Annotated in this window: 19 protein-coding genes; 13 read left to right on the top strand and 6 right to left on the bottom strand. The window is 63.7% G+C overall.

Annotated features, from left to right (window positions below):
• The first annotated feature begins 164 nt into the window (after positions 1–164).
• The 3 genes from QQK95_RS11175 to QQK95_RS11165 are packed head-to-tail and all read left to right on the top strand — an operon-like array spanning position 165 to position 4,739.
• Complete coding sequence (locus QQK95_RS11175) at positions 165–1,199, top strand: ABC transporter permease (RefSeq protein ID WP_284272242.1); 1,035 nt, start codon at positions 165–167, stop codon at positions 1,197–1,199.
• 12 nt (positions 1,200–1,211) lie between these two features.
• Positions 1,212–2,369 (top strand): ABC transporter permease, encoded by a 1,158-nt coding sequence (locus QQK95_RS11170; RefSeq protein ID WP_284272241.1) that lies wholly within the window; start codon positions 1,212–1,214, stop codon positions 2,367–2,369.
• 48 nt (positions 2,370–2,417) lie between these two features.
• A complete protein-coding gene (locus tag QQK95_RS11165; protein WP_284272240.1) occupies positions 2,418–4,739 on the top strand; it encodes a dipeptide ABC transporter ATP-binding protein in 2,322 nt (773 codons plus the stop codon).
• A 14-nt stretch (positions 4,740–4,753) separates the two neighbouring features.
• Here QQK95_RS11165 and QQK95_RS11160 read toward each other — a convergent pair whose 3' ends face one another.
• On the bottom strand, positions 4,754–5,344 hold the full coding sequence (locus tag QQK95_RS11160; protein WP_140889547.1) for a transglycosylase SLT domain-containing protein: 591 nt from the start codon (positions 5,342–5,344) through the stop codon (positions 4,754–4,756).
• 216 nt (positions 5,345–5,560) lie between these two features.
• Between QQK95_RS11160 and QQK95_RS11155 the strand changes: the two genes are divergently transcribed.
• Both QQK95_RS11155 and QQK95_RS11150 read left to right on the top strand, forming a co-directional pair.
• Entirely contained in the window at positions 5,561–7,099 is a 1,539-nt protein-coding gene (locus tag QQK95_RS11155; protein ID WP_284272239.1) for a trimethylamine methyltransferase family protein, read from the top strand.
• Positions 7,100–7,156: 57 nt separating this feature from the next.
• Complete coding sequence (locus QQK95_RS11150; protein WP_284272238.1) at positions 7,157–9,583, top strand: GcvT family protein; 2,427 nt, start codon at positions 7,157–7,159, stop codon at positions 9,581–9,583.
• 21 nt (positions 9,584–9,604) lie between these two features.
• On the opposite strand, the gene QQK95_RS11145 is transcribed toward QQK95_RS11150, so the two are convergent.
• Positions 9,605–9,997 (bottom strand): DoxX family protein, encoded by a 393-nt coding sequence (locus QQK95_RS11145; protein ID WP_284272237.1) that lies wholly within the window; start codon positions 9,995–9,997, stop codon positions 9,605–9,607.
• On the bottom strand, positions 9,984–10,130 hold the full coding sequence (locus QQK95_RS11140; RefSeq protein WP_284272236.1) for a hypothetical protein: 147 nt from the start codon (positions 10,128–10,130) through the stop codon (positions 9,984–9,986). The genes QQK95_RS11145 and QQK95_RS11140 overlap by 14 nt, the downstream gene beginning before the upstream one ends.
• A gap of 54 nt (positions 10,131–10,184) precedes the next feature.
• On the opposite strand from QQK95_RS11140, the gene QQK95_RS11135 reads away from it, so the two are divergent.
• Positions 10,185–10,688 carry a hypothetical protein gene (locus QQK95_RS11135; protein ID WP_322791213.1) on the top strand — a complete coding sequence of 168 codons (504 nt, stop codon included), beginning with the start codon at positions 10,185–10,187 and terminating at the stop codon, positions 10,686–10,688.
• 76 nt (positions 10,689–10,764) lie between these two features.
• On the opposite strand, the gene QQK95_RS11130 is transcribed toward QQK95_RS11135, so the two are convergent.
• On the bottom strand, positions 10,765–11,541 hold the full coding sequence (locus tag QQK95_RS11130; RefSeq protein WP_284272234.1) for a VOC family protein: 777 nt from the start codon (positions 11,539–11,541) through the stop codon (positions 10,765–10,767).
• Positions 11,542–11,706: 165 nt separating this feature from the next.
• Here QQK95_RS11130 and QQK95_RS11125 point away from each other — a divergent pair, with 165 nt between their 5' ends.
• The 7 genes from QQK95_RS11125 (at position 11,707) to QQK95_RS11095 (ending at position 17,637) form a co-directional block, all read left to right on the top strand.
• A complete protein-coding gene (locus tag QQK95_RS11125) occupies positions 11,707–12,441 on the top strand; it encodes a gamma-glutamylcyclotransferase (protein WP_284272233.1) in 735 nt (244 codons plus the stop codon).
• A 121-nt stretch (positions 12,442–12,562) separates the two neighbouring features.
• The gene (locus tag QQK95_RS11120) at positions 12,563–13,918 is read left to right on the top strand and encodes an NAD(P)-dependent oxidoreductase (RefSeq protein ID WP_284272232.1); all 1,356 of its coding nucleotides are present in this window, start codon (positions 12,563–12,565) and stop codon (positions 13,916–13,918) included.
• 5 nt (positions 13,919–13,923) lie between these two features.
• On the top strand, positions 13,924–14,766 hold the full coding sequence (locus QQK95_RS11115; protein ID WP_284272231.1) for a class I SAM-dependent methyltransferase: 843 nt from the start codon (positions 13,924–13,926) through the stop codon (positions 14,764–14,766).
• Between the two features lie 12 nt (positions 14,767–14,778).
• Positions 14,779–16,092, top strand: coding sequence for an NAD-dependent dihydropyrimidine dehydrogenase subunit PreA (preA, locus tag QQK95_RS11110; protein WP_140889538.1), 1,314 nt, complete (start codon positions 14,779–14,781; stop codon positions 16,090–16,092).
• A gap of 105 nt (positions 16,093–16,197) precedes the next feature.
• Entirely contained in the window at positions 16,198–16,716 is a 519-nt protein-coding gene (locus tag QQK95_RS11105) for an RrF2 family transcriptional regulator (RefSeq protein WP_284272230.1), read from the top strand.
• A 17-nt stretch (positions 16,717–16,733) separates the two neighbouring features.
• On the top strand, positions 16,734–17,192 hold the full coding sequence (locus QQK95_RS11100) for a carboxymuconolactone decarboxylase family protein (RefSeq protein ID WP_284272229.1): 459 nt from the start codon (positions 16,734–16,736) through the stop codon (positions 17,190–17,192).
• Between the two features lie 67 nt (positions 17,193–17,259).
• Complete coding sequence (locus QQK95_RS11095; RefSeq protein WP_284272228.1) at positions 17,260–17,637, top strand: DoxX family protein; 378 nt, start codon at positions 17,260–17,262, stop codon at positions 17,635–17,637.
• Positions 17,638–17,645: 8 nt separating this feature from the next.
• Here QQK95_RS11095 and QQK95_RS11090 read toward each other — a convergent pair whose 3' ends face one another.
• Positions 17,646–18,368, bottom strand: a complete 723-nt coding sequence (locus QQK95_RS11090) for an SDR family oxidoreductase (protein ID WP_284272227.1) — start codon at positions 18,366–18,368, stop codon at positions 17,646–17,648.
• Positions 18,365–19,204 carry an SDR family oxidoreductase gene (locus tag QQK95_RS11085; protein WP_284272226.1) on the bottom strand — a complete coding sequence of 280 codons (840 nt, stop codon included), beginning with the start codon at positions 19,202–19,204 and terminating at the stop codon, positions 18,365–18,367. Before QQK95_RS11085 ends, QQK95_RS11090 begins: the two co-directional genes overlap by 4 nt.
• Positions 19,205–19,263 lie beyond the last annotated feature (59 nt).

The raw sequence follows: 19,263 nt of genomic DNA, 5'->3' as shown, positions 1-19,263 counted from the left end.
AAAACCAGAAGTCGGCGCAACAAAGTTGCGGACTCCTCTGGCAAGGTCGTGCAATAAACTGGGTTGATTGCATCCGAGGGCCTGTTTGACAGCCAGTTCCGCCGTCGCGGCTGAGGTGGTTTTTCAACGGGCTCCAACCCCAACCAGACCGGCAGGGGGCCGCCATGCTTTCCTTCATCATCAGGCGTCTCGGCACCATGGCATTGACGATGCTATGCCTGACCATGGTCGTCTTTTTCCTGATCAACCTTGAACCCAACCTGAAGAAGCTGGCGATCAGCCAGACCGAAATGCACACGTCGGCCGAGCAGCTCGAGAGCTGGCTGGCCAACCATGGCTACCGGCAGAACTTCTTTGTCCGCTATGGGCAGTGGCTGGGCGTCATGCCAAAGCAGCCGGTGACCGACCCGGCGACCGGCAAGCCGGCGCAGCGTTTCTCCTTCTGCAATGACCCGGTCGTGCCGACCTTTTCCGGCGTCCTCGAAGGCGATTTCGGCTGCTCGACCAAGTTCAAGACAACGGTCGCGTCGAAATTGTTTCCCGCACTTGGCGCCACCGGTATCCTGATGTTCTGGGTGCTGGTGGTGATGGTGCCGATCTCACTGCTGATCGGCATCCTGGCCGGCATGCGCGAGGGGTCGCGAACCGACCGCGTGCTTTCGGTCGCCTCGATCGCCTCGACGGCGACACCGGAATATGTGTCGGGCGTCATCTTCACCGTCATCTTCGCCTCATGGCTTGGCTGGTTGAACGGCTCGGCCGCGTCGGCCAGCCAGGGCATCACCTTCTATAATTTCACCCTGCCGGTGATGACGCTGGCAATCTACGGCATCGGCTACATCGCCCGCATGACCCGCGCCTCGATGGTCGAGGTGATGACGCAGCAATACATCCGCACCGCCCGGTTGAAGGGTCTCTCCTTCGGTAGCGTGGTGGTGAAACATGCGCTGCGCAACGCGCTGATCGCACCGTTCACCGTCATCATGCTGCAATTTCCCTGGCTGCTCACCGGCGTCGTCATCGTCGAGGTGATGTTCCGCTACCAGGGCTTCGGCTACACGCTGGTCGAGGCCGCCGGCAACAACGACATCGACCTTTTGCTTGGCTGTTCGCTGGTCTCGGTGTTCATCGTCTTGATCACACAGCTCATTTCCGATGTCGGCTACGCGTTTCTCAATCCGCGTATCAGAGTTCAGTAGGGGGCGAAGCGGATGCAGGTCCAATATATCAGTGCCTTCAGTGTCATCCTCGAAGTGCTGTCGCGCTTCTGGCCCGTCTGGATCGCGCTCATCATCGTCATGGGGACGAGCTTCGCCTACAAGAAAAGGCTGGCGCTCTACGGGCAGCTGTTCGACAGCGGCGTCGGCATCGTCGGCGTCGGCATCTGCCTGTTCTGGCTGTTCACGGCGATCTTCGCATCGACCATCTCGCCCTTCGATCCGCTGGCACAGATCCCGGTGATGAAGGACATGCTGCCCGGCGCCGTCGAGCCGCAATCGGGGCTTGTCTATCTGTTCGGCGGCGACAAGCTGGCCCGCGACGTGTTTTCGCGCATGGTCTATGGCAGCCAGATCGTGCTGATCATCGCGCCGGCGGCCACCGGCTTCGCGCTGATGGTCGGCATCACGCTTGGCCTGCCTGCCGGCTATTACGGCGGCAAGATCGATACGGTCCTGTCGTTCCTGGCCAACCTCGTGCTGGCCTTCCCGGTTATCCTGCTGTTCTACCTCCTGGTGACGCCAGGCATCATGGACACGCCGATCCCCTACGCCATGGCCGGCGTGTTCTTCCTGTTTCCGATCATCTTCTTCAGCGTGCTGTTCTGGACGCGCTACAAGAACCGGCCCGACCGGCTATACATCCTGCTCGGCATCACCCTGATCGTCGGCGGCTGGATCTATCTGGGCCTCGTCTTCGACAAGGACCCGCTGCACATCGTCCACATCGATCCCAACCAGCTCAACATCTTCGTGGCGGTGGTGTTTGCCTCCAGCCCGGGCGTGTTCCGCATCGTGCGCGGCCTGGTGATGGACATCAAGACGCGCGACTATGTGGCGGCGGCGCAGACGCGCGGTGAATCGCCCTGGTACATCATGCTTTGGGAAATCCTGCCCAACGCACGCGGGCCGCTGATCGTCGATGCCTGCCTGCGCATCGGTTACACCACCATCCTGCTCGGCACGCTCGGCTATTTCGGCCTCGGCCTGGCACCGGAAAGCCCCGACTGGGGCACCGCGATCAAGGATGCCAGCAGGCTGCTGCGCTCCTTCATCCATCCGGCGCTGCCGCCGACGATCGCGCTGATGTCGTTCGTGCTGGGGCTCAACCTGTTGGCCGACTCGCTGCGTGAACAATCGATGAAAGACTGATTGACGGGCTCTGACCCGCATCTGGTAGAATTTGGATTGGAGCGACCCATGAACGAGGCAGTTCGAAATCCCGCAGAGCCGATCATCGAGATCGAAAACCTGTCGATCTCCTTCTTTACCCGCAAGGGCGAAATACCGGCGGTCATGGATTTTTCCTGCACGGTCATGCCCGGCGAGGCGATGGGCATCGTCGGGGAATCCGGCTGCGGCAAGTCGACCGTGTCGCTCGGCATCATGCGCGACCTCTCCAACATCGGCAAGATCGTCGGCGGCAAGATCAAGTTCCAGGGCAAGGACATGGGCGAGCTCTCCGAGGAGGAGCTGCGCGCCATCCGCGGCAACAAGATCGCGATGATCTACCAGGAGCCGATGGCCAGCCTCAATCCGGCGATGAAGGTCGGCCAGCAGCTGATGGAAGTGCCGCTGATCCACGACAAGGTGTCGAAGGAAGAGGCCTACAAACGCTCCCTCGAAATGGTGCGTGCGGTCAAGCTGCCCGATCCCGAGCGCATGATGCGTTCCTATCCGCACCAACTTTCCGGCGGCCAGCAGCAGCGCATCGTCATTGCGATGGCGCTGCTGTCGAAGCCGGCGCTGCTTCTGCTCGACGAGCCGACGACGGCGCTCGACGTGACGGTGGAAGCGGGCATCGTCGAACTGGTCAAGGGGCTGGGCGAGAAATTCGGCACGTCGATGATCTTCGTGTCGCACAATCTCGGCCTCATCCTGGAGACCTGCGACCGCATCACCGTGATGTATTCGGGCGAGGCGGTGGAAACCGGCAAGATCAAGGACGTGTTCGACCGGATGCGCCATCCCTATACGCAAGGGCTGTTCCGCTCGATCCCGCTGCCGGGAGCCGACAAGAATTCACGGCCGCTGATTGCCATCCCCGGCCAGTTGCCGCTGCCGCATGAGCGGCCGAAGGGCTGCAATTTCGGTCCGCGCTGCCACCATTTCGTCGAGGGCGTCTGCAACGCCGCCGAAATCCCGATGATCGAGGTCGCCGGCCACGAGGGTCATTTCTCGCGCTGCGTGCGCTTCAACGAGATCGACTGGGAGGCGCTGCCGCCCGGCGCCAAGAAGGTCAATGAGCGCGTCGTGCCCGGCGCGCCGGTGCTCAAGATCGAGGATCTCAGGAAATACTACAAGGTCGGCGGCAGCGAGGTGTTCGGCTCGAGCGAGGGCCGCGTCGTCAAGGCCAACGAGACGATCTCCTTCATGGCGCGCGAATCCGAGACTGTCGCCATCGTCGGCGAATCCGGCTGCGGAAAGTCGACGCTGGCCAAGGTGCTGCTCGGGCTGGAGACGGCAAGCGCCGGCACGGTGACGCTGGGCAACAAGCAGATCCAGTCGACCGGCATCGAGAGCCGCAGCGTGGAAACCGTGTCGTCGATCCAGATGGTGTTCCAGAACCCGTTCGATACGCTGAACCCCAGCCATTCTGTCGGCTCGCAGATCATCCGCACGCTGGAGAAGTTCAATGTCGGCAAGACGGTCGCCGACCGGCGCAAGCGCATGCTGGAACTGCTCGACCTGGTGAAGCTGCCGCGTGCCTTCGAGACGCGCAAGCCGCGCCAGCTGTCCGGTGGCCAGAAGCAGCGCATCGGCGTGGCGCGCGCCTTTGCCGGCGACGCCAAGGTGGTGGTGGCGGACGAGCCGGTCTCGGCGCTCGACGTGTCGGTGCAGGCGGCGGTGACCGAACTGTTGATGGACATCCAGCGCAAGAACAAGACGACGATGCTGTTCATCAGCCACGACCTGTCGGTCGTGCGCTACATCGCCGACCGCGTCGTCGTCATGTATCTCGGCTACATCGTCGAGCAAGGCACGACCGACCAGATCTTCGCGCCGCCCTACCATCCCTATACCGAGGCGCTTTTGTCGGCGATCCCGATCGCCGACACCAGCGTGGTCAAGCGGCACATAGTGCTTGAAGGCGACATTCCTTCGGCGATGAACCCGCCGTCCGGCTGCCCGTTCCAGACGCGCTGCGGCTACAAGAAGCTGGTGCCGGACAATCTGTGTGAGACCAAGGTGCCGCCGGTCAAGCATCTCGGCGACGGCCATATGAGCCTGTGCTGGCTGGCCGACGACGTGCTGGCCAAGATGGAACCGGTGATCAAGTTCGACAAGGAACACGCAGCCCATGAGGGCGTTCCGGACGACGCGTCGCATGGCGAAGGTCCAGGCTTTGCCGGTTCGCCGCCGGCGCGCCCGAGCGGCAAAAACGCCAATGCGGACGCCGATGTGACCGGAAAGGCTGCCGAGGACGCGGACGCCGTCTTGCGAGCCCGTCGCCACGAAGTCCGCGACGAGACCTCCGAAACCGGGGTCTCAAAGCCGAAAGACACGACGAGGCGGCACTGACCCCTGGCTGACTGTCAGCTTCCGCATTGCCGCAACTGCGCTTCATAGTCCCGCGCCATCTTGTCGGTCGCCCGCGCGTAACCCTGCACGCCGGCGTCGCCACGATTGCCGCGGCCATAGGCGGTCCAGCCGAGATAGTAGGCTAGGTAGAGATTGTAGGTATCGTTGCGGGCGACGCCGTAGGTATCTGCTGTCTTGGAGTGATACCAGCCGACGAAATCGACGGCGTCGGCGAATTTGGTGCGTCGCGCCGCCCAGTTGCCGGTTTCGCGCTGATATTGCGACCATGTGCCGTCCAGCGCCTGCGAGAAGCCGGTGGCCGACGAGACGTGCTTCCAGGGAATGAAGCCGAGAAGCTTGGTGCGCGGCGGCCGGGCATTGCTCTTGAAGCCGGATTCCTTGCGCACCGTCGCCATCAGCACGGGGACCGGCACGCCATATTTCTGCGCTGTCCGTTCGGCCGCAGACTGCCAGTTGTCGAACCAGCCGTCATTCTGGTCGAAGACGGCACAGACATTATTGATGTGACTGGGCGCGGTCGCGCAGGCCGAAAGTGCCAGCAACACGCCAACTGCTACAATTTTACTAAAACTCGACCTACGCATTGGATGAGCAATAGGCCGAAATCATAAAAGGAATCTTGCTGCCGCCGTTAACGCCTCGTAGGCAGGAGCGGCCGGGAAAATGCCATAGCAGCATTCCGACACGTGCTGTCGCTTTTTATAAAGCCATTCTGCATAAATGCCGCCGTGGCTAAAATCGCGCCTGCAGACGGCGTATTTCTGACAGCTTGCCTGGTTTGCCAAGGCTTTGATGCCGGCATGAACGAACCGAGACGCAAGCGTGGCGCCGAGCGCACCAGCAACCGGGGGCCGGCGCCCATCCCGCAACTGCCGCCGAGGCGGGTGACCAATCCCTATCCGCCGATGGCTCTGCTGTCTCCAGACCAGATCGAGGCGATCCATCAGGCGTCGATGCATATTTTGGAGAATTTCGGCATCGAGGTGATGAGCCCGCGGGCGCTGTCGCTGTTCGAGAAAGCGGGTGCCAGGGTCGATCACGCCTCGGCCAATGTCCGCATCGATCGCGGCATGGTCGACGAGGCGCTGAAGACGACGCGCTCCAGCTATACGCTGACGCCACACAACCCGGCCAACACAATCCATCTCGGCGGCAACACCATCAATTTTACCCTCGTCGCCGGGCCGCCCAATGTGCACGACATGGAGCGTGGCCGCCGCGCCGGCAATCTCAAGGACTATGCGGACCTGACCCGGCTGGCGCAGCATTTCAACTGCATCCACATGCTCGGCAACCAGGTCTGCGCGCCGGTCGAGCTGCCGGCCAATTCGCGCCATCTCGACACCTACTTCACCAACCTGACGCTGACCGACAAGAGCTTTCATGTCTCGGCGATCGGCCGGGGCAGGGCGCTGGACGGCATCGAGATGATGGCGATCGCGCGCGGCCTGACGCTGGACCAACTGCGCGACGATCCGGGCATTGCCACCATCATCTCGGTCAATTCGCCGCGCCGCTTCGACGAGATGATGGCCGAAGGGCTGATGACCATGGCCGAGTTCGGCCAGTCGGTAGCGGTGACGCCGTTCACGCTGATGGGGGCGATGAGCCCGGTGACGCTGGCGGGTGCCTTGGCGCAGCAGAATGCGGAAGCGCTGTTCGGCGTTGTGCTGACGCAACTGGTGCGGCCGGGGGCGCCTGTGATGTATGGCGCCTTCACCTCCAATGTCGACATGAAGTCGGGCGCGCCGGCCTTCGGTACGCCGGAGAACACCAAGGCCAACATTGCGTCCGGGCAATTGGCGCGGCGCTACGGGCTGCCCTACCGCACAACGCCCGGTTCGGCCTCCAATGCGGCGGACGCGCAAGGCGCCTATGAGACGCTGATGGCGCTGTGGGGCGCGGTGCTCGGCCATGGCAATCTCGTCTATCACGCCGCCGGCTGGCAGGAGGGCGGGCTGACGGCGTCGTTCGAAAAGTTCATCATCGATGTCGAGATGATCCAGCACATGATGGAGTTCCTGCGGCCGATCGTGGTCGACGAGGCGGAACTCGCCGTCGAGGCGCTGGGCGCGGTGCCGACAGGCGGTCATTTCTTCGGCGAGCCGCATACGCTGGAGCGCTACGCCACCGCCTTCTACCAGCCGATGCTCTCCAACTGGCAGAATTACGAAGCCTGGCAGGAAGCCGGCAGCCTCGACGCAACCGCACGCGCGACGCGGCTGTGGAAAAAGGCGCTGGAAGACTATGCCGAGCCGGCGATGGACATCGCCGTGCGCGAGGCGCTGGAGGCCTATGTCGCCAGGCGCAAGGAAGCGATCGGGCAGGGCGAGCCGTGATGCCTCCCGTCCTGATTCATCTCACCCATCCAATCCATTGATATCAGAGAAAAATCCATGAAATCGCATGCAAAGGTCGTGGTCATTGGCGGCGGGGTCGTCGGGTGTTCCGTGCTGTTCCATCTCGCCCGCCATGGCTGGACCGACGTGGTGCTGTTGGAGCGTGACGAATTGACATCCGGCTCGACCTGGCACGCGGCGGGCGGCATGCACACGATCAATGGCGATCCCAACGTCGCCAAGCTGCAGAAATACACGATCAGCCTCTACAAGGAGATCGAGGAACTGTCGGGACAGGCGAGCGGCGTGCACCTGACCGGCGGCGTGCTGCTCGCCGCGACCGAGGCGCGGCTCGACTGGCTGCGCGGTGTCGTCGCCAAGGGCCGTTATCTCGGCATCGACCTGGAAGTGATCTCGGCGAAGGAGGCGGCCGAGCTGATGCCGCTGCTGGATCCCAAGCAGTTCGTCGGCGCCGTCCGCAACAAGGAGGATGGGCATCTCGATCCCTCCGGCGTCACCCATGCCTATGCCAAGGCCGCGCGGAAGCTTGGGGCGGACATAGAACGCTTCACCAAGGTCGAGGACATTGTGCGGCGGCCCGACGGGCTGTGGCGCGTCATCACCAACAAGGGCGAGGTCGTGGCAGAGCATGTCGTCAATGCCGGCGGCCTGTGGGCGCGCGAGGTCGGCCGCATGGTCGGGCTCGAATTGCCGGTGCTGGCCATGGAGCACATGTACCTGATCACCGAGGACATGCCGGAGGTCGCCGCCTGGAACGCCAAGACCGGCACCGAGATCATCCATGCCGTCGATTTCGACGGCGAGCTCTATCTGCGCCAGGAGCGCGGCGGCATGCTGATGGGCACCTATGAGAAGGCCAACAAGCCGTGGTCGGAATATCAGACGCCGTGGAATTTCGGCCATGAATTGCTGGCGCCCGACATCGACCGCATCGCGCCGTCGCTGGAGGTCGGGTTCCGGCATTTCCCCGCCTTCCAAAACACGGGCATCAAGCAGATCATCAACGGGCCCTTCACCTTCGCGCCCGACGGCAACCCGCTGGTGGGGCCGGTGCGCGGCCTGCCGGGTTTCTGGGTCGCCTGCGGCGTCATGGCCGGCTTCAGCCAGGGCGGCGGCGTCGGGCTGGCACTGTCCAACTGGATGATCGAGGGCGACCCCGGCGCCGACATCTGGGCCATGGATGTGGCGCGCTATGGCGACTGGGCAACGATGGCCTATACCAACGCCAAGGTGCGCGAAAACTATTCCAGGCGCTTCTCGATCCGCTTCCCCAATGAGGAACTGCCCGCCGGACGGCCACTGAAGACGACGCCGGTCTACGATCTGTTGTCGGCCAAGGGCGCGCAGTGGGGTGTCGCCTATGGGCTGGAAGTGCCGCTCTGGTATGCGCCTGAAGGCGTCAAGGACGAGTTTTCCTGGCGGCGTTCAAGCGATTTCTCCCATGTTGCCAGGGAGGTCGCGACGGTGCGTGGCGGCGTCGGCCTTGCGGAGATTTCGAGCTTCGCCAAATATAAGGTTACGGGCGAGGGGGCGGCGGCCTGGCTCGACCGCATGCTTGCCTGCAAACTGCCGAAGCCCGGCCGCATGACGCTGGCGCCGATGCTGAAGGACGATGGCAGGCTGATCGGCGATTTCACGCTGGCCAATCTGGGCAGCGATGGCTGGTTCCTCGCCGGCTCCGGTATTGCCGAGCAGTACCATATGCGCTGGTTCGAGGCGCATCTGCCTGGCGACGGTTCAGTTCATATCGAGGCGCTCGGCGCGAAACTCACCGGCCTTGCCATTGCCGGCCCCAAGGCGCGGGAAGTGCTGGCCAAGGTCAGCCGCGCCGATGTCTCCAACGCGGCGTTTCCCTTCATGGCGGTGGCGAGGATGGATATTGGCATGGCGCCGTGCCTGGTCGGCCGGGTCAGCTACACCGGCGATCTCGGCTACGAGATGTGGGTTGCGCCGGAATACCAGCGCGCGGCGTTCAATGCGTTGATGACGGCGGGTGCCGAGTTCGGCATCGGCCTGTTCGGTTCGCGCGCGCTCAATGCGCTCAGGCTGGAGAAGAACTACGGCTCTTGGGGGCGCGAATACCGGCCGATCTACGGGCCGCTCGAAGCCGGGCTCGACCGCTTCGTCGCCTATGGCAAGGAGGCGGATTTCATCGGCAAGGCGGCGGCGCTGGCCGAGCGCAAGCAAGGCGGTAAATTGCGGCTGCGTGCCTTCATTGTCGACGCCGACGATGCCGATGTCATCGGCGACGAACCGATCTGGTTCGGCGGCGCGGTGCGCGGTTGGGTGACGTCGGGCGGCTATGCCCATCATTCGAAAAAGTCGGTCGCCGTCGGCTATGTGCCGAAGGAGATCGCCGACGAAAGCGACGGCTTCGAAATCGAGTTGCTGGGCAAGCGGCATGCAGCGCGCATACAGGCAGCACCGCTGTTCGATGCGAATTTCGAGCGGATGCGGGGGTGAAGGCTCACCCCCGCGGGGACATCAGGCCTTGCCGCGATTGTCCAGCGCAAAGGCGCCGGCGCCGGCGAAGACCAGATAGAGGAAGATGAAGCAGAACGAGATTGCCGAATCGCCGCTGTTGTTGATGGGGAAGAAATCGCGCGGGTAGTGCGCCATGAAATAGGCGATCGCCATTTCGCCGGCCAGAAGGAACGCGACGGGCCGAGTGAACAGGCCGAGCGCCAGCAGGATGCCGCCGGCGAATTCGAGGATGCCGGCGGCCGTCGTCAACCCGGTGAGGACGTGAGGCTCGGCGCTGGCGGGAAAGTTGAACAGTTTCTGGCTGCCATGTTCGACGAATTGCAGCGCGGTCATCATGCGCAGCACGCCGAGCGCCTGCGGCTGGTATCTGGAGAGGCCGTCAAAAAGCTTCATCTAAAACTCCATTTTCACCCTCCCTGTCCGGCCATAGATCGTTGCCCGGCGATGGACCATTCACTTCCCATGGAGCACCATCAACAATCGGTGATTGGAAATGTTCCCCAGTTTCACCTTTGATATCGTTCACGCCATGGTTGCATTTATAGCGCTATGGTTGTATTGAGACGGACACTCTGAATCTGTGGGTTCCCTTGCCATGAAAAAAGTCGTTATCAGCCTATTCGCCATCCTTGCAGGCACCAGCTTCGCCATGGCCGAGGACGCCGGTTGCGAGGCCTTCAAATGGCCCGTCACGCGGGAACAGGCGCTGTTTGCCGCAGCGCCCGCAACGCCGGCTGGAGCGGAGCTGGCTGTAGGCGCTGCCGCGGACCTGGCATTGGTTCCGGCGGAGAAAGCCGGCTTTACGCTGCCGCCCGAGCGTGCGCCGGCGGATGGCACGTTCGGTGCCGTCGCCAGTGTGGACGTGCCGGCCGGGGGAGCCATTCAGATCAGCCTGTCGGGCGAGGCCTGGATCGACGTCATCCAGGACGGCAAGGCCATCAAGTCGGCGGGCTATAGCGGTGTGAAAACCTGCCCCGGCATCCGCAAGAGCGTACGCTTCAAGCTTGCGGCCGGGCCGGCCACCGTCCAGTTCAGCGGCGCGAAAAAGGCCGAACTGAAGGTTGCTGTGCTGACGCCGGAATAAAGCGGCAAACAGAGCAGTGCGGCCTTTCATCGGTGGTGCGATGAAAGGCCGTCGCTTCGTGCCGGCGGTGTTGCCGTCAGCGCACCGGCGCCATCAGCGCGAAGTGCGCGCCTTGCGGGTCCTGGCACTGCACGATCCAGCTGCCGCCGGGGACGTCCATCGGCCCCATCAGGATCTTGCCGCCATTGTCGGTGACGCGTTTCGCGGCCGCGTCGATGCCGGTGACGTTGAAATAGAACTGCCAGACCGGGACGGGGATTTGCGCGGGCTTGTTCATGATGCCGCCGCCGGATTCGGGGCCGGCCGTAAAAGTCTGGTAGGTGCCCATCGGGCCCATGTCGAATTCGCCGGCGTTGGTCCAGCCGAACTGGCCGGAATAGAAATCGAACGCCGCCTTCCAGTCGCTGGTGTAGAGCTCGTTCCAGCCGATATGGCCAGGCGTGCTGGCCGGCACGACGGGCTGGTCGGGGCCGTTCGGCTGCAGGAACATGAAGGTCGCGCCTTGTGGGTCGGCGACGACGGCAAAGCGGCCGACGCCCGGAATGTCGCTGGGTTCGCAGTGAACGCCGCCGCCGGCGGCTTTCAAGGATTTCGTCGCGGCGTCGACATCCTTCGTGTGGATGTATCCGAGCCAGGCCGGCGGCGCGCCCATCTTCTTGACATCCTCGGGCATGGTCATCAGCCCGCCGACGCCGCGCTCGCCGACATTCATGACGGTATAGCGCGGCATGCCGGGGGCCTTGTCGAAGGGCTGCGCCGTCCAGCCGACAACCTTGGTATAGAAGGCCTCGGCGGCGTCGAGGTCTGAAGTCATCAGCTCGTACCAGAAGAAGGGCATCGGGGATTTCGGCATGGTCGGTCTCCTCACCGTTCAGCATCGATCGTTGTCCGATCCACCTCAGGACGATCCTGGCCAAGGAAATCCTACAACCGCCCGGACAATAATGCCCGCCCATGACATGCGTTCCCGGTTGCGTGCCCCGCGATTTTCGATTTCTGTACGGCAAGGGGGTTGTTCATGCGCCAGATGTCGCTCACGCCTGAGCTTGTCGCACTGTGCCACAGGGAAGAGGCCGATCCCGGCCCGGACCCGAGTTGGACGGAGCTGAACGATGAAGATTTCCAGGCTCTTGCAACGCGGCTTTCCACTGAAGCGGACGAGGGGCCGCTGTGGGTGTTCGCCTACGGCTCGCTGATCTGGAAGCCGGAATTCGAATCGATCGAGCAACGGCTCGCCACGGCCTTCGGCTGGCATCGCTCCTTCTGCCTCGACATGGTGCGCTGGCGCGGCAGTGCCGCGCAGCCGGGGCTGATGATGGCGCTCGAACGCGGCGGGCGCTGCAACGGGGTGATCTACCGCTTGCCGGAGGGCGAAAAGCCGGCGCAGATCGAAAGGCTGCTGCGCCGCGAGATCAGCGATCATGAGAGCGTCAGCTCGGTAAGGTGGCTGCCGGTGCATACGGCGCAAGGCGCGTTGCGGGCGCTCGGCTTCTGGGTTGGCGTGAAGGGCAGGGGAACTTCGCTCAGCCAGCCGCTGGACAGAGTTGCGAGCATATTGGCCAGGGCCTGCGGCCACATCGGTTCCGGCGCCGAATATCTCTACAACACAATCAGCCATCTCGAGGCGTTCGGCATCCACGACCGAAATCTGTGGCGGCTGCAGGAGCTGGTGGCGGCCGAGGTCCGGGCACTCCATGGCCGGCCGGTCGACGAGGGCAGCGCACCCAGGCAGGAGCAGCCGTCCATCGCATAACATGAGTAAAAAAATCATGTTATTATCGAGCCTTTTCAGCGACTTGCGTCGAAAATTGACCAATTGATAAAAAAATAAAACGTGCTAGCCTTCCCCAAAACGAAAACATGGGGAACTGACAATGCCAGAAGGCCAGTTCAAGGAAGGTATCGTCGGCGGCCGGCTTGCGCCCGACCAGTACGCGGACAATTTTTCCGACCTGCATCCGCCGCTCGATCATCACGAGGCGCTGGTCGAATCCGACCGCTGCTATTTCTGTTATGACGCGCCGTGCATGAACGCGTGTCCGACCTCGATCGACATTCCGCTGTTCATCCGCCAGATTTCGACCGGCAATCCGATCGGGTCGGCCAAGACCATCTTCGACCAGAACATCCTTGGCGGGATGTGTGCCCGCGTCTGCCCGACCGAGACGCTGTGCGAAGAGGTCTGCGTGCGCGAGGTGGCGGAAGGCAAGCCGGTGCAGATCGGCCGCCTGCAGCGCTACGCCACCGATGTCGCGATGGCCGAGAACAAGCAGTTTTATCCGCGTCCGGAGCCGACCGGGAAGACGATTGCCGTGGTCGGCGCCGGCCCGGCCGGCCTTGCCGCCGCGCACCGGCTCGCCCGCCATGGCCATGACGTCACCATACTGGAGGCGCGGCCGAAGGCCGGCGGCCTCAACGAATACGGTATCGCCGCCTATAAGAGCGTCGACAATTTCGCCCAGGCCGAGGTCGACTATGTCACCGCGATCGGCGGCATCGACATCCAGAACGGCAAGGCACTCGGCCGCGACTATCAGCTCTCCGACCTGATCCGCAATTACGACGCGGTTTTCCTCGGCATGGGGCTTGGCGGGGTCAATGCGCTGCGCGCCGATGGCGAGGATGCCGAAGGCGTCACCAACGCGGTGGAGTTCATCGCCGAACTGCGCCAGGCCAGCGATCTCTCCGGCCTACCGGTCGGCCGCCGCGTCGTCGTCATCGGCGGCGGCATGACGGCGATCGACGCCGCCGTGCAGTCGAAGCTGCTCGGCGCCGAGGAGGTGACGATCTGCTACCGGCGCGGCCAGGAGCACATGAACGCCTCCGGGTTCGAGCAGGATCTGGCGGCCGCCAATGGCGTCACCATCCGCCACTGGCTGCAGCCGAAGCGCGTCATCGCTGACGGCGGCAAGGTGTCGGCCATTGAACTCGAATACACGGCATTGAAGGGCGACAAGCTCGCCGGCACCGGCGAGACGCTGACATTGGTCGCCGACCAGGTGTTCAAGGCCATCGGCCAGAGTTTTGTCCCGGCCGCGCTCAATGGCAGCGGAGCCGCGATCGACCTCGAAGCCGGCCGCATCAAGGTCGATGCGGAAGGACGCACTTCGCTGGCGAAAGTCTGGGCCGGCGGCGACTGCATTTTCGGCGGTGACGACCTGACCGTCTCGGCCGTGGCGCAAGGGCGCGATGCGGCGGAAAGCATACACAGGAGTCTGACGCAGGGATAAGGATCATGGCCACGGTGGAACCGGGCATCGCCCGTCACTACGACATATCCGGTCTCGAGCAGCGCATCCTTGCCGCGCTCGCCAATACCGGCGTGGACGTCGCCCATCTGCGCGCCGGCGATCTTGAGGCGGTCGACGAATTCCACATTGGCGGTATCGCCGCCACAAGGGAACTCATCGGGCAGATGGGTTTGAAACCGGGAGCCAGGCTGCTCGACATCGGATCGGGGGTGGGCGGTCCCGCCCGTTTCGCCGCCAACGAGGCCGGCGCCGATGTCACCGGCATCGATCTCACGCAAAGCTATGTCGACATCGCGGCCAGCCTGTCGAAGCGCACGGGCATGGCCGACAGCACGCACTTCGTGCAAGGCAGCGCGCTGGACATGCCGTTCGCCGATGCCAGCTTCGACGCCGCCATGATCCTGCATGTCGGCATGAACCTTCCCGACAAGAAAAAACTGATGAGCGAGGCCGCGCGCGTGCTCAAGCCGGGCGGCGTCTTTGCCGTCTACGACGTGATGCGGCTGAAGGCCGGCGCGCTGACCTATCCGCTGCCGTGGGCTTCCAACGAGACCATGTCCTTCGTCGCCACGCCTGACGACTATCGTTCAGCGGCTACAGCTTCCGGTTTCTCCGTAGTCGCCGAGAGACAGCGCGGCGCTTTTGCCGTCGAGTTCTTCGCCGCGATACGTGCCCGGGTGGCCGCCGCGCAGGCCGAGGGCAAGAAGCCGCCGCCCGGCGTCGGCCTCGTCATGGGCGAGGATGCCGCCACCAAGATCGCCAATCTCACCGCCGCGCTTGAAGGCGGCATTCTCGCACCCGTCGAACTGCTTCTTCGTCTCGGCTGAAAGGGACCTGTCATGGCAGACCTCCGCAACAATTTCGTCGGCATCAAATCGCCAAATCCGTTCTGGCTGGCCTCGGCGCCGCCGACCGACAAGGCCTACAACGTCATCCGCGCCTTCAAGGCAGGCTGGGGTGGCGTGGTGTGGAAGACGCTTGGCGAGGAAGGTCCGCCGGTGGTCAACGTCAACGGCCCGCGCTACGGCGCGATCTGGGGCGCCGACCGGCGCCTGCTTGGCCTCAACAACATCGAACTGATCACCGACCGCGACCTGCAGACCAATCTGCGTGAGATGAAGCAGGTCAAGATGGACTGGCCCGACCGCGCGCTCATCGCCTCGATCATGGTGCCTTGCGAAGAGGCAAGCTGGAAAGCCATCCTGCCGCTGGTCGAGGAGACCGGCGCCGACGGCATCGAGCTCAATTTCGGCTGCCCGCACGGCATGTCGGAACGCGGCATGGGTGCCGCCGTCGGCCAGGTGCCGGAATATATCGAAATGGTGGTGCGCTGGTGCAAGCAATATACGCGCATGCCCGTCATCACCAAGCTGACGCCCAACATCACCGACATCCGCAAGCCGGCGCGTGCGGCGCATGCCGGTGGCACCGACGCGGTGTCGCTGATCAACACCATCAATTCGATCACCGGTGTCGATCTCGACAGTTTCGCGCCGATGCCGACCATCGACGGCAAGGGCTCGCATGGCGGCTATTGCGGCCCGGCGGTAAAGCCGATCGCCATGAACATGGTGGCCGAGATCGCGCGCGATCCGGAAACGCGCGGCTTGCCGATCTCGGGCATTGGCGGCATCACCACCTGGCGCGACGCCGCCGAATTCATGGCGCTCGGCGCCGGCAATGTGCAGGTCTGCACGGCGGCGATGACCTATGGTTTCAAGATCGTGCAGGAGATGATCGCCGGTCTCGAAAACTGGATGGACGAGAAGGGCCACCGTTCGCTGGACGACATTATCGGCCGCGCCACGCCCAACGTCACCGACTGGCAGTATCTCAACCTCAACTATGTCGCCAAGGCGCATATCGACCAGGATGCCTGCATCAAATGCGGCCGCTGCCACATCGCCTGCGAGGACACCTCGCACCAGGCGATCACCAGCATGGTTGATGGCGTCAGGCATTTCGAGGTGATCGAGGCCGAGTGCGTCGGCTGCAATCTGTGCGTCAATGTCTGCCCGGTCGAGAACTGCATCACCATGGAGCCGCTGGCCGCCGGCGTCATGGACCAGCGCACCGGCAAGCCGGTGTCGCCGATCTACGCCAACTGGACGACGCATCCGAACAACCCGATGGCCAAGGTGGCCGCGGAGTAGCCGCAGATACTCAAAAAACGGTGCTTTCGGGCGCCGTTTTTCTTTTCTTATTGCAGATAAGAATTATCCACGATAAGAAATATCCATAAATAGGAGGTCGGCATCATGAAGCTGGGCGAGGGCGTTGAGGCGGCCATCCACTGCGCGGCCACGCTGGCAAGTGTCGAGGGCAACAGCACCATGCCGGGCGCTGCTCTCGCTGAATGTTTCGGCCTGTCGCCGAGCTATCTGCTGAAGCACCTCAACATGCTGACGGCCGAGCGCATCCTGGAATCGGTATCGGGTCCAGCGGGCGGCTACCGGCTGGCGCGGCCGGCTGAACGCATCACGCTGCTCGATATCGTGCTGGCCATCGAAGGGCGCGAACCGGCGTTTCGTTGCGGCGAGATCCGCCGCAACGGTCCGGTCAAGATCGATGCCTCGGCCTATGTCAAACCCTGCGGCATCAATGCCGCGATGCTCAAGGCTGAGCGCGCCTATCGGGCAGCGCTCGCCGAAGTGAAGCTGTCCGACGTCGTGGCGGACTACGCGGCCGAGGGCGATCCGAGATCCTTTGCCGCGAGCTGTGCCTTCGTGGCGCGTCACCAGCGGCCGCAGAAATCCAGTTCCACCCCGCAAAAGTAGATGTGAAAGGACATCAGATGAAACAGAGACTGCAATTCTTCGCCAAGGCGCCGGAGATCATGAAGGCGGTGTCGGCGCTCAACAAGGCGGTCGATGAATGCGGGCTGGAGGTCGGCCTGCTGCACCTGATCAAGCTCAGGGCCTCGCAGATCAATGGCTGTTCCTTCTGCGTCGAGATGCACAGCCGCGAGGCGCGGCGCGACGGCGAGACCGAGCAGCGGCTCTATCTCGTCGCGGCCTGGAAGGAATCGCCGCTGTTTTCCGAACGCGAGCGCGCCGCCTTCGCCTGGACCGAGGCGGTGACGCTGATCGCCGATAATGGTGTGTCGGATGAGCTCTATGCCCGCACGCTCGAGCATTTCTCGGAAGAGGAACTGGTCAAGCTGTCCGTCGCGCTCGGCATGATCAACACCTGGAACCGGCTGTGCATCCCGTTCCAGGCCATTCATCCGATGCCGGCCGCCAGGGCGGCCTGATTTCTCTCATGCCAAAGGAGCGCCGTCGGGGAGGCGGCGCTCCCATTGTTTTCAAAGGGAGTGTTTTATGCCTGCCGATTTGCCATCGACCCTGTTGTTTCTCGGCCGCCTGTTGCTCGGCGGCGCCTTCGTCTTCGCCGGCCTGCGCAACATCCAAAACGCGGCCTTCCTGACCGGGCTGATGGCCGCGCGCGGCGTGCCGCAGGCGCGGCTGGCACTGTGGGCCGGCATTGTGCTCCAGATCATCGCAGGCGTCCTGGTGATGGCCGGCCTTTGGACGGCAATCGCCAGCGCGGTGCTGGTGCTGTTCCTGATTGTCGCCACGCCGATGTTCCATAATTTCTGGGATCACCAAGGTCCGGACCGCGCGGCGCGCATCAACGGCTTCGTCGGCAATGTCGCGCTGGGCGGCGGTTTCCTGACTTTGATCGCGCAGTCGCTCTGAGGTCCAACTCAGGCCGCGAACCGCAACCCGCCATCGCAAGTCAGCACCTGGCCGGTCATGAAGCCGTTGGAGACGAGGAAGGCTATCGCCGAGGCGACGTCCTCGGCGCGGCCGATGCGGCCGACAGGCGTCTTGCCGGCGTACTCGGCAAAGACCGCCTGCCGTTGCTCGTCGGGCAAAAAATCCCACCACGGCGTGTCGATGACGCCGGGCGCCACGACATTGACGCGCAGCGGCTTCAGCTCGACTGCGAGGATCGGCGCCACGGTCAAGAGCATGCCGTTGATCGCTCCGATGCCGGCGATGCCAGGCATTGTGGCCTGAGCCGACACCGCCGATATGAAGGTGACCGAGCCCGATTTGTTCAGTGTCGGCAAGGCGGCCTGCAGGCAGGACAGTTGCGGCCGCACCTTCTCCTCGACGCCGCTGCCGATATCGGCAAGGTCAAGCGTCTCGAACGGACCGAGGCCCTTGCCGCCGCTCGCCGCCAGGACGAGATGGTCGAACGGGCCGAGGCGCTCGAAGAACTGGCGGACCTCGTCGGGCTTCGAGGCATCGAACGCGGCCTTGTCGGCTGCACCGCCGAGGCTGTTCCAGGCGCTGATGAGCTTGTCCTTGTTGCGCCCGGTGATCGTCACCTTCATGCCCGGACCGACCAGTTTTCGCGCGGTCGCCAGGCCGATGCCGGACGAGCCGCCGATGATGACTGTGTGTTCCGTTCTGTTGATCATGAGTGCTGTTCCCTGGATTTTGAGGAGGCCGGGCCGATAAGGTCGAGGCTCAGCTTTCGCAATTGTTGCCGTGCCCTGGCGTCGTAGGCCTGGGCATCGGCGCGGGCTTCGCGCAGGCCATCGAAATAGAGGCCGCTGCGGCCTTCGAGCGCGGATGAGGCGGCAAGGTTGACGATGGCGTCCGCGCCGGTCTCGACCGAACTCCATGGCGTCACGCCCGCCTGCCGGACCATGGTGGTGTTCATGTAGCTCGCCGGATGCAGCGCGTTGACGGTGATACCGGTGCCTTCCAGCTGTTCCGCCAGATCGACGGTGAACAGGATCTGCGCCAGCTTGCTCTGGCAGTAGGCGCGCACGCCGCTATAGCCATGGGTCAGCATGACGTCGCCGAAATCGATCGCCTGCTGACCGGCCGATGCGACGTTGACGATGCGCGCCGGGGCGCTGGCCTTCAGCAGCGGCAGAAGCTCCGAGGTTAGCAGGAAGCCGGCGAGATAGTTGACCGCGAAGCGCAGCTCGTAGCCGTCGGCACTGACCTGCCGTTTGGCGCCTGCCGTGCCGATGCCGGCATTGTTGACGAGGATATCGAGCCGGTCCGTGCGGGCACGTACAGCCTCGGCGAGGCGGCGGACCTCGGCCAGCGAGGCGAGGTCGGCGGCGAGGAATTCAGCCTTGCCGCCGGCTGTCTCGATCTCGGCGACCGCTGCCTTGCCGCGCGCCGCGTCGCGGCCGTGCACCAGCACACGGGCGCCGGTGGCGCCCAGCCGTTGCGCGACGACGCGGCCGACGCCGTCGGTCGAGCCGGTGATGAGGATTGTCTTGTCTTTCAGGTCCATGTCCAGAGCCTCCTGTTGCTGCTCTGGACGCAAGATGGGACGTCTGGCCGATCTCAAAC

The organism is Mesorhizobium huakuii, from assembly GCF_030160235.1.
GTDB classification, from domain to species: domain Bacteria; phylum Pseudomonadota; class Alphaproteobacteria; order Rhizobiales; family Rhizobiaceae; genus Mesorhizobium; species Mesorhizobium huakuii.
The sequence above is the reverse complement of the archived record's forward strand: the minus strand, read 5'-3'. Positions and strand labels throughout refer to the sequence as shown.

Coding starts and splice junctions, on each gene's coding strand:
- QQK95_RS11175 (WP_284272242.1), top strand. CDS start 165: ATGCTTTCCTTCATCATCAGGCGTCTCGGCACCATGGCATTGACGATG.
- QQK95_RS11170 (WP_284272241.1), top strand. CDS start 1,212: ATGCAGGTCCAATATATCAGTGCCTTCAGTGTCATCCTCGAAGTGCTG.
- QQK95_RS11165 (WP_284272240.1), top strand. CDS start 2,418: ATGAACGAGGCAGTTCGAAATCCCGCAGAGCCGATCATCGAGATCGAA.
- QQK95_RS11160 (WP_140889547.1), bottom strand. CDS start 5,344: ATGCGTAGGTCGAGTTTTAGTAAAATTGTAGCAGTTGGCGTGTTGCTG.
- QQK95_RS11155 (WP_284272239.1), top strand. CDS start 5,561: ATGAACGAACCGAGACGCAAGCGTGGCGCCGAGCGCACCAGCAACCGG.
- QQK95_RS11150 (WP_284272238.1), top strand. CDS start 7,157: ATGAAATCGCATGCAAAGGTCGTGGTCATTGGCGGCGGGGTCGTCGGG.
- QQK95_RS11145 (WP_284272237.1), bottom strand. CDS start 9,997: ATGAAGCTTTTTGACGGCCTCTCCAGATACCAGCCGCAGGCGCTCGGC.
- QQK95_RS11130 (WP_284272234.1), bottom strand. CDS start 11,541: ATGCCGAAATCCCCGATGCCCTTCTTCTGGTACGAGCTGATGACTTCA.
- QQK95_RS11125 (WP_284272233.1), top strand. CDS start 11,707: ATGCGCCAGATGTCGCTCACGCCTGAGCTTGTCGCACTGTGCCACAGG.
- QQK95_RS11120 (WP_284272232.1), top strand. CDS start 12,563: ATGCCAGAAGGCCAGTTCAAGGAAGGTATCGTCGGCGGCCGGCTTGCG.
- QQK95_RS11115 (WP_284272231.1), top strand. CDS start 13,924: ATGGCCACGGTGGAACCGGGCATCGCCCGTCACTACGACATATCCGGT.
- preA (WP_140889538.1), top strand. CDS start 14,779: ATGGCAGACCTCCGCAACAATTTCGTCGGCATCAAATCGCCAAATCCG.
- QQK95_RS11105 (WP_284272230.1), top strand. CDS start 16,198: ATGAAGCTGGGCGAGGGCGTTGAGGCGGCCATCCACTGCGCGGCCACG.
- QQK95_RS11100 (WP_284272229.1), top strand. CDS start 16,734: ATGAAACAGAGACTGCAATTCTTCGCCAAGGCGCCGGAGATCATGAAG.
- QQK95_RS11095 (WP_284272228.1), top strand. CDS start 17,260: ATGCCTGCCGATTTGCCATCGACCCTGTTGTTTCTCGGCCGCCTGTTG.
- QQK95_RS11090 (WP_284272227.1), bottom strand. CDS start 18,368: ATGATCAACAGAACGGAACACACAGTCATCATCGGCGGCTCGTCCGGC.
- QQK95_RS11085 (WP_284272226.1), bottom strand. CDS start 19,204: ATGGACCTGAAAGACAAGACAATCCTCATCACCGGCTCGACCGACGGC.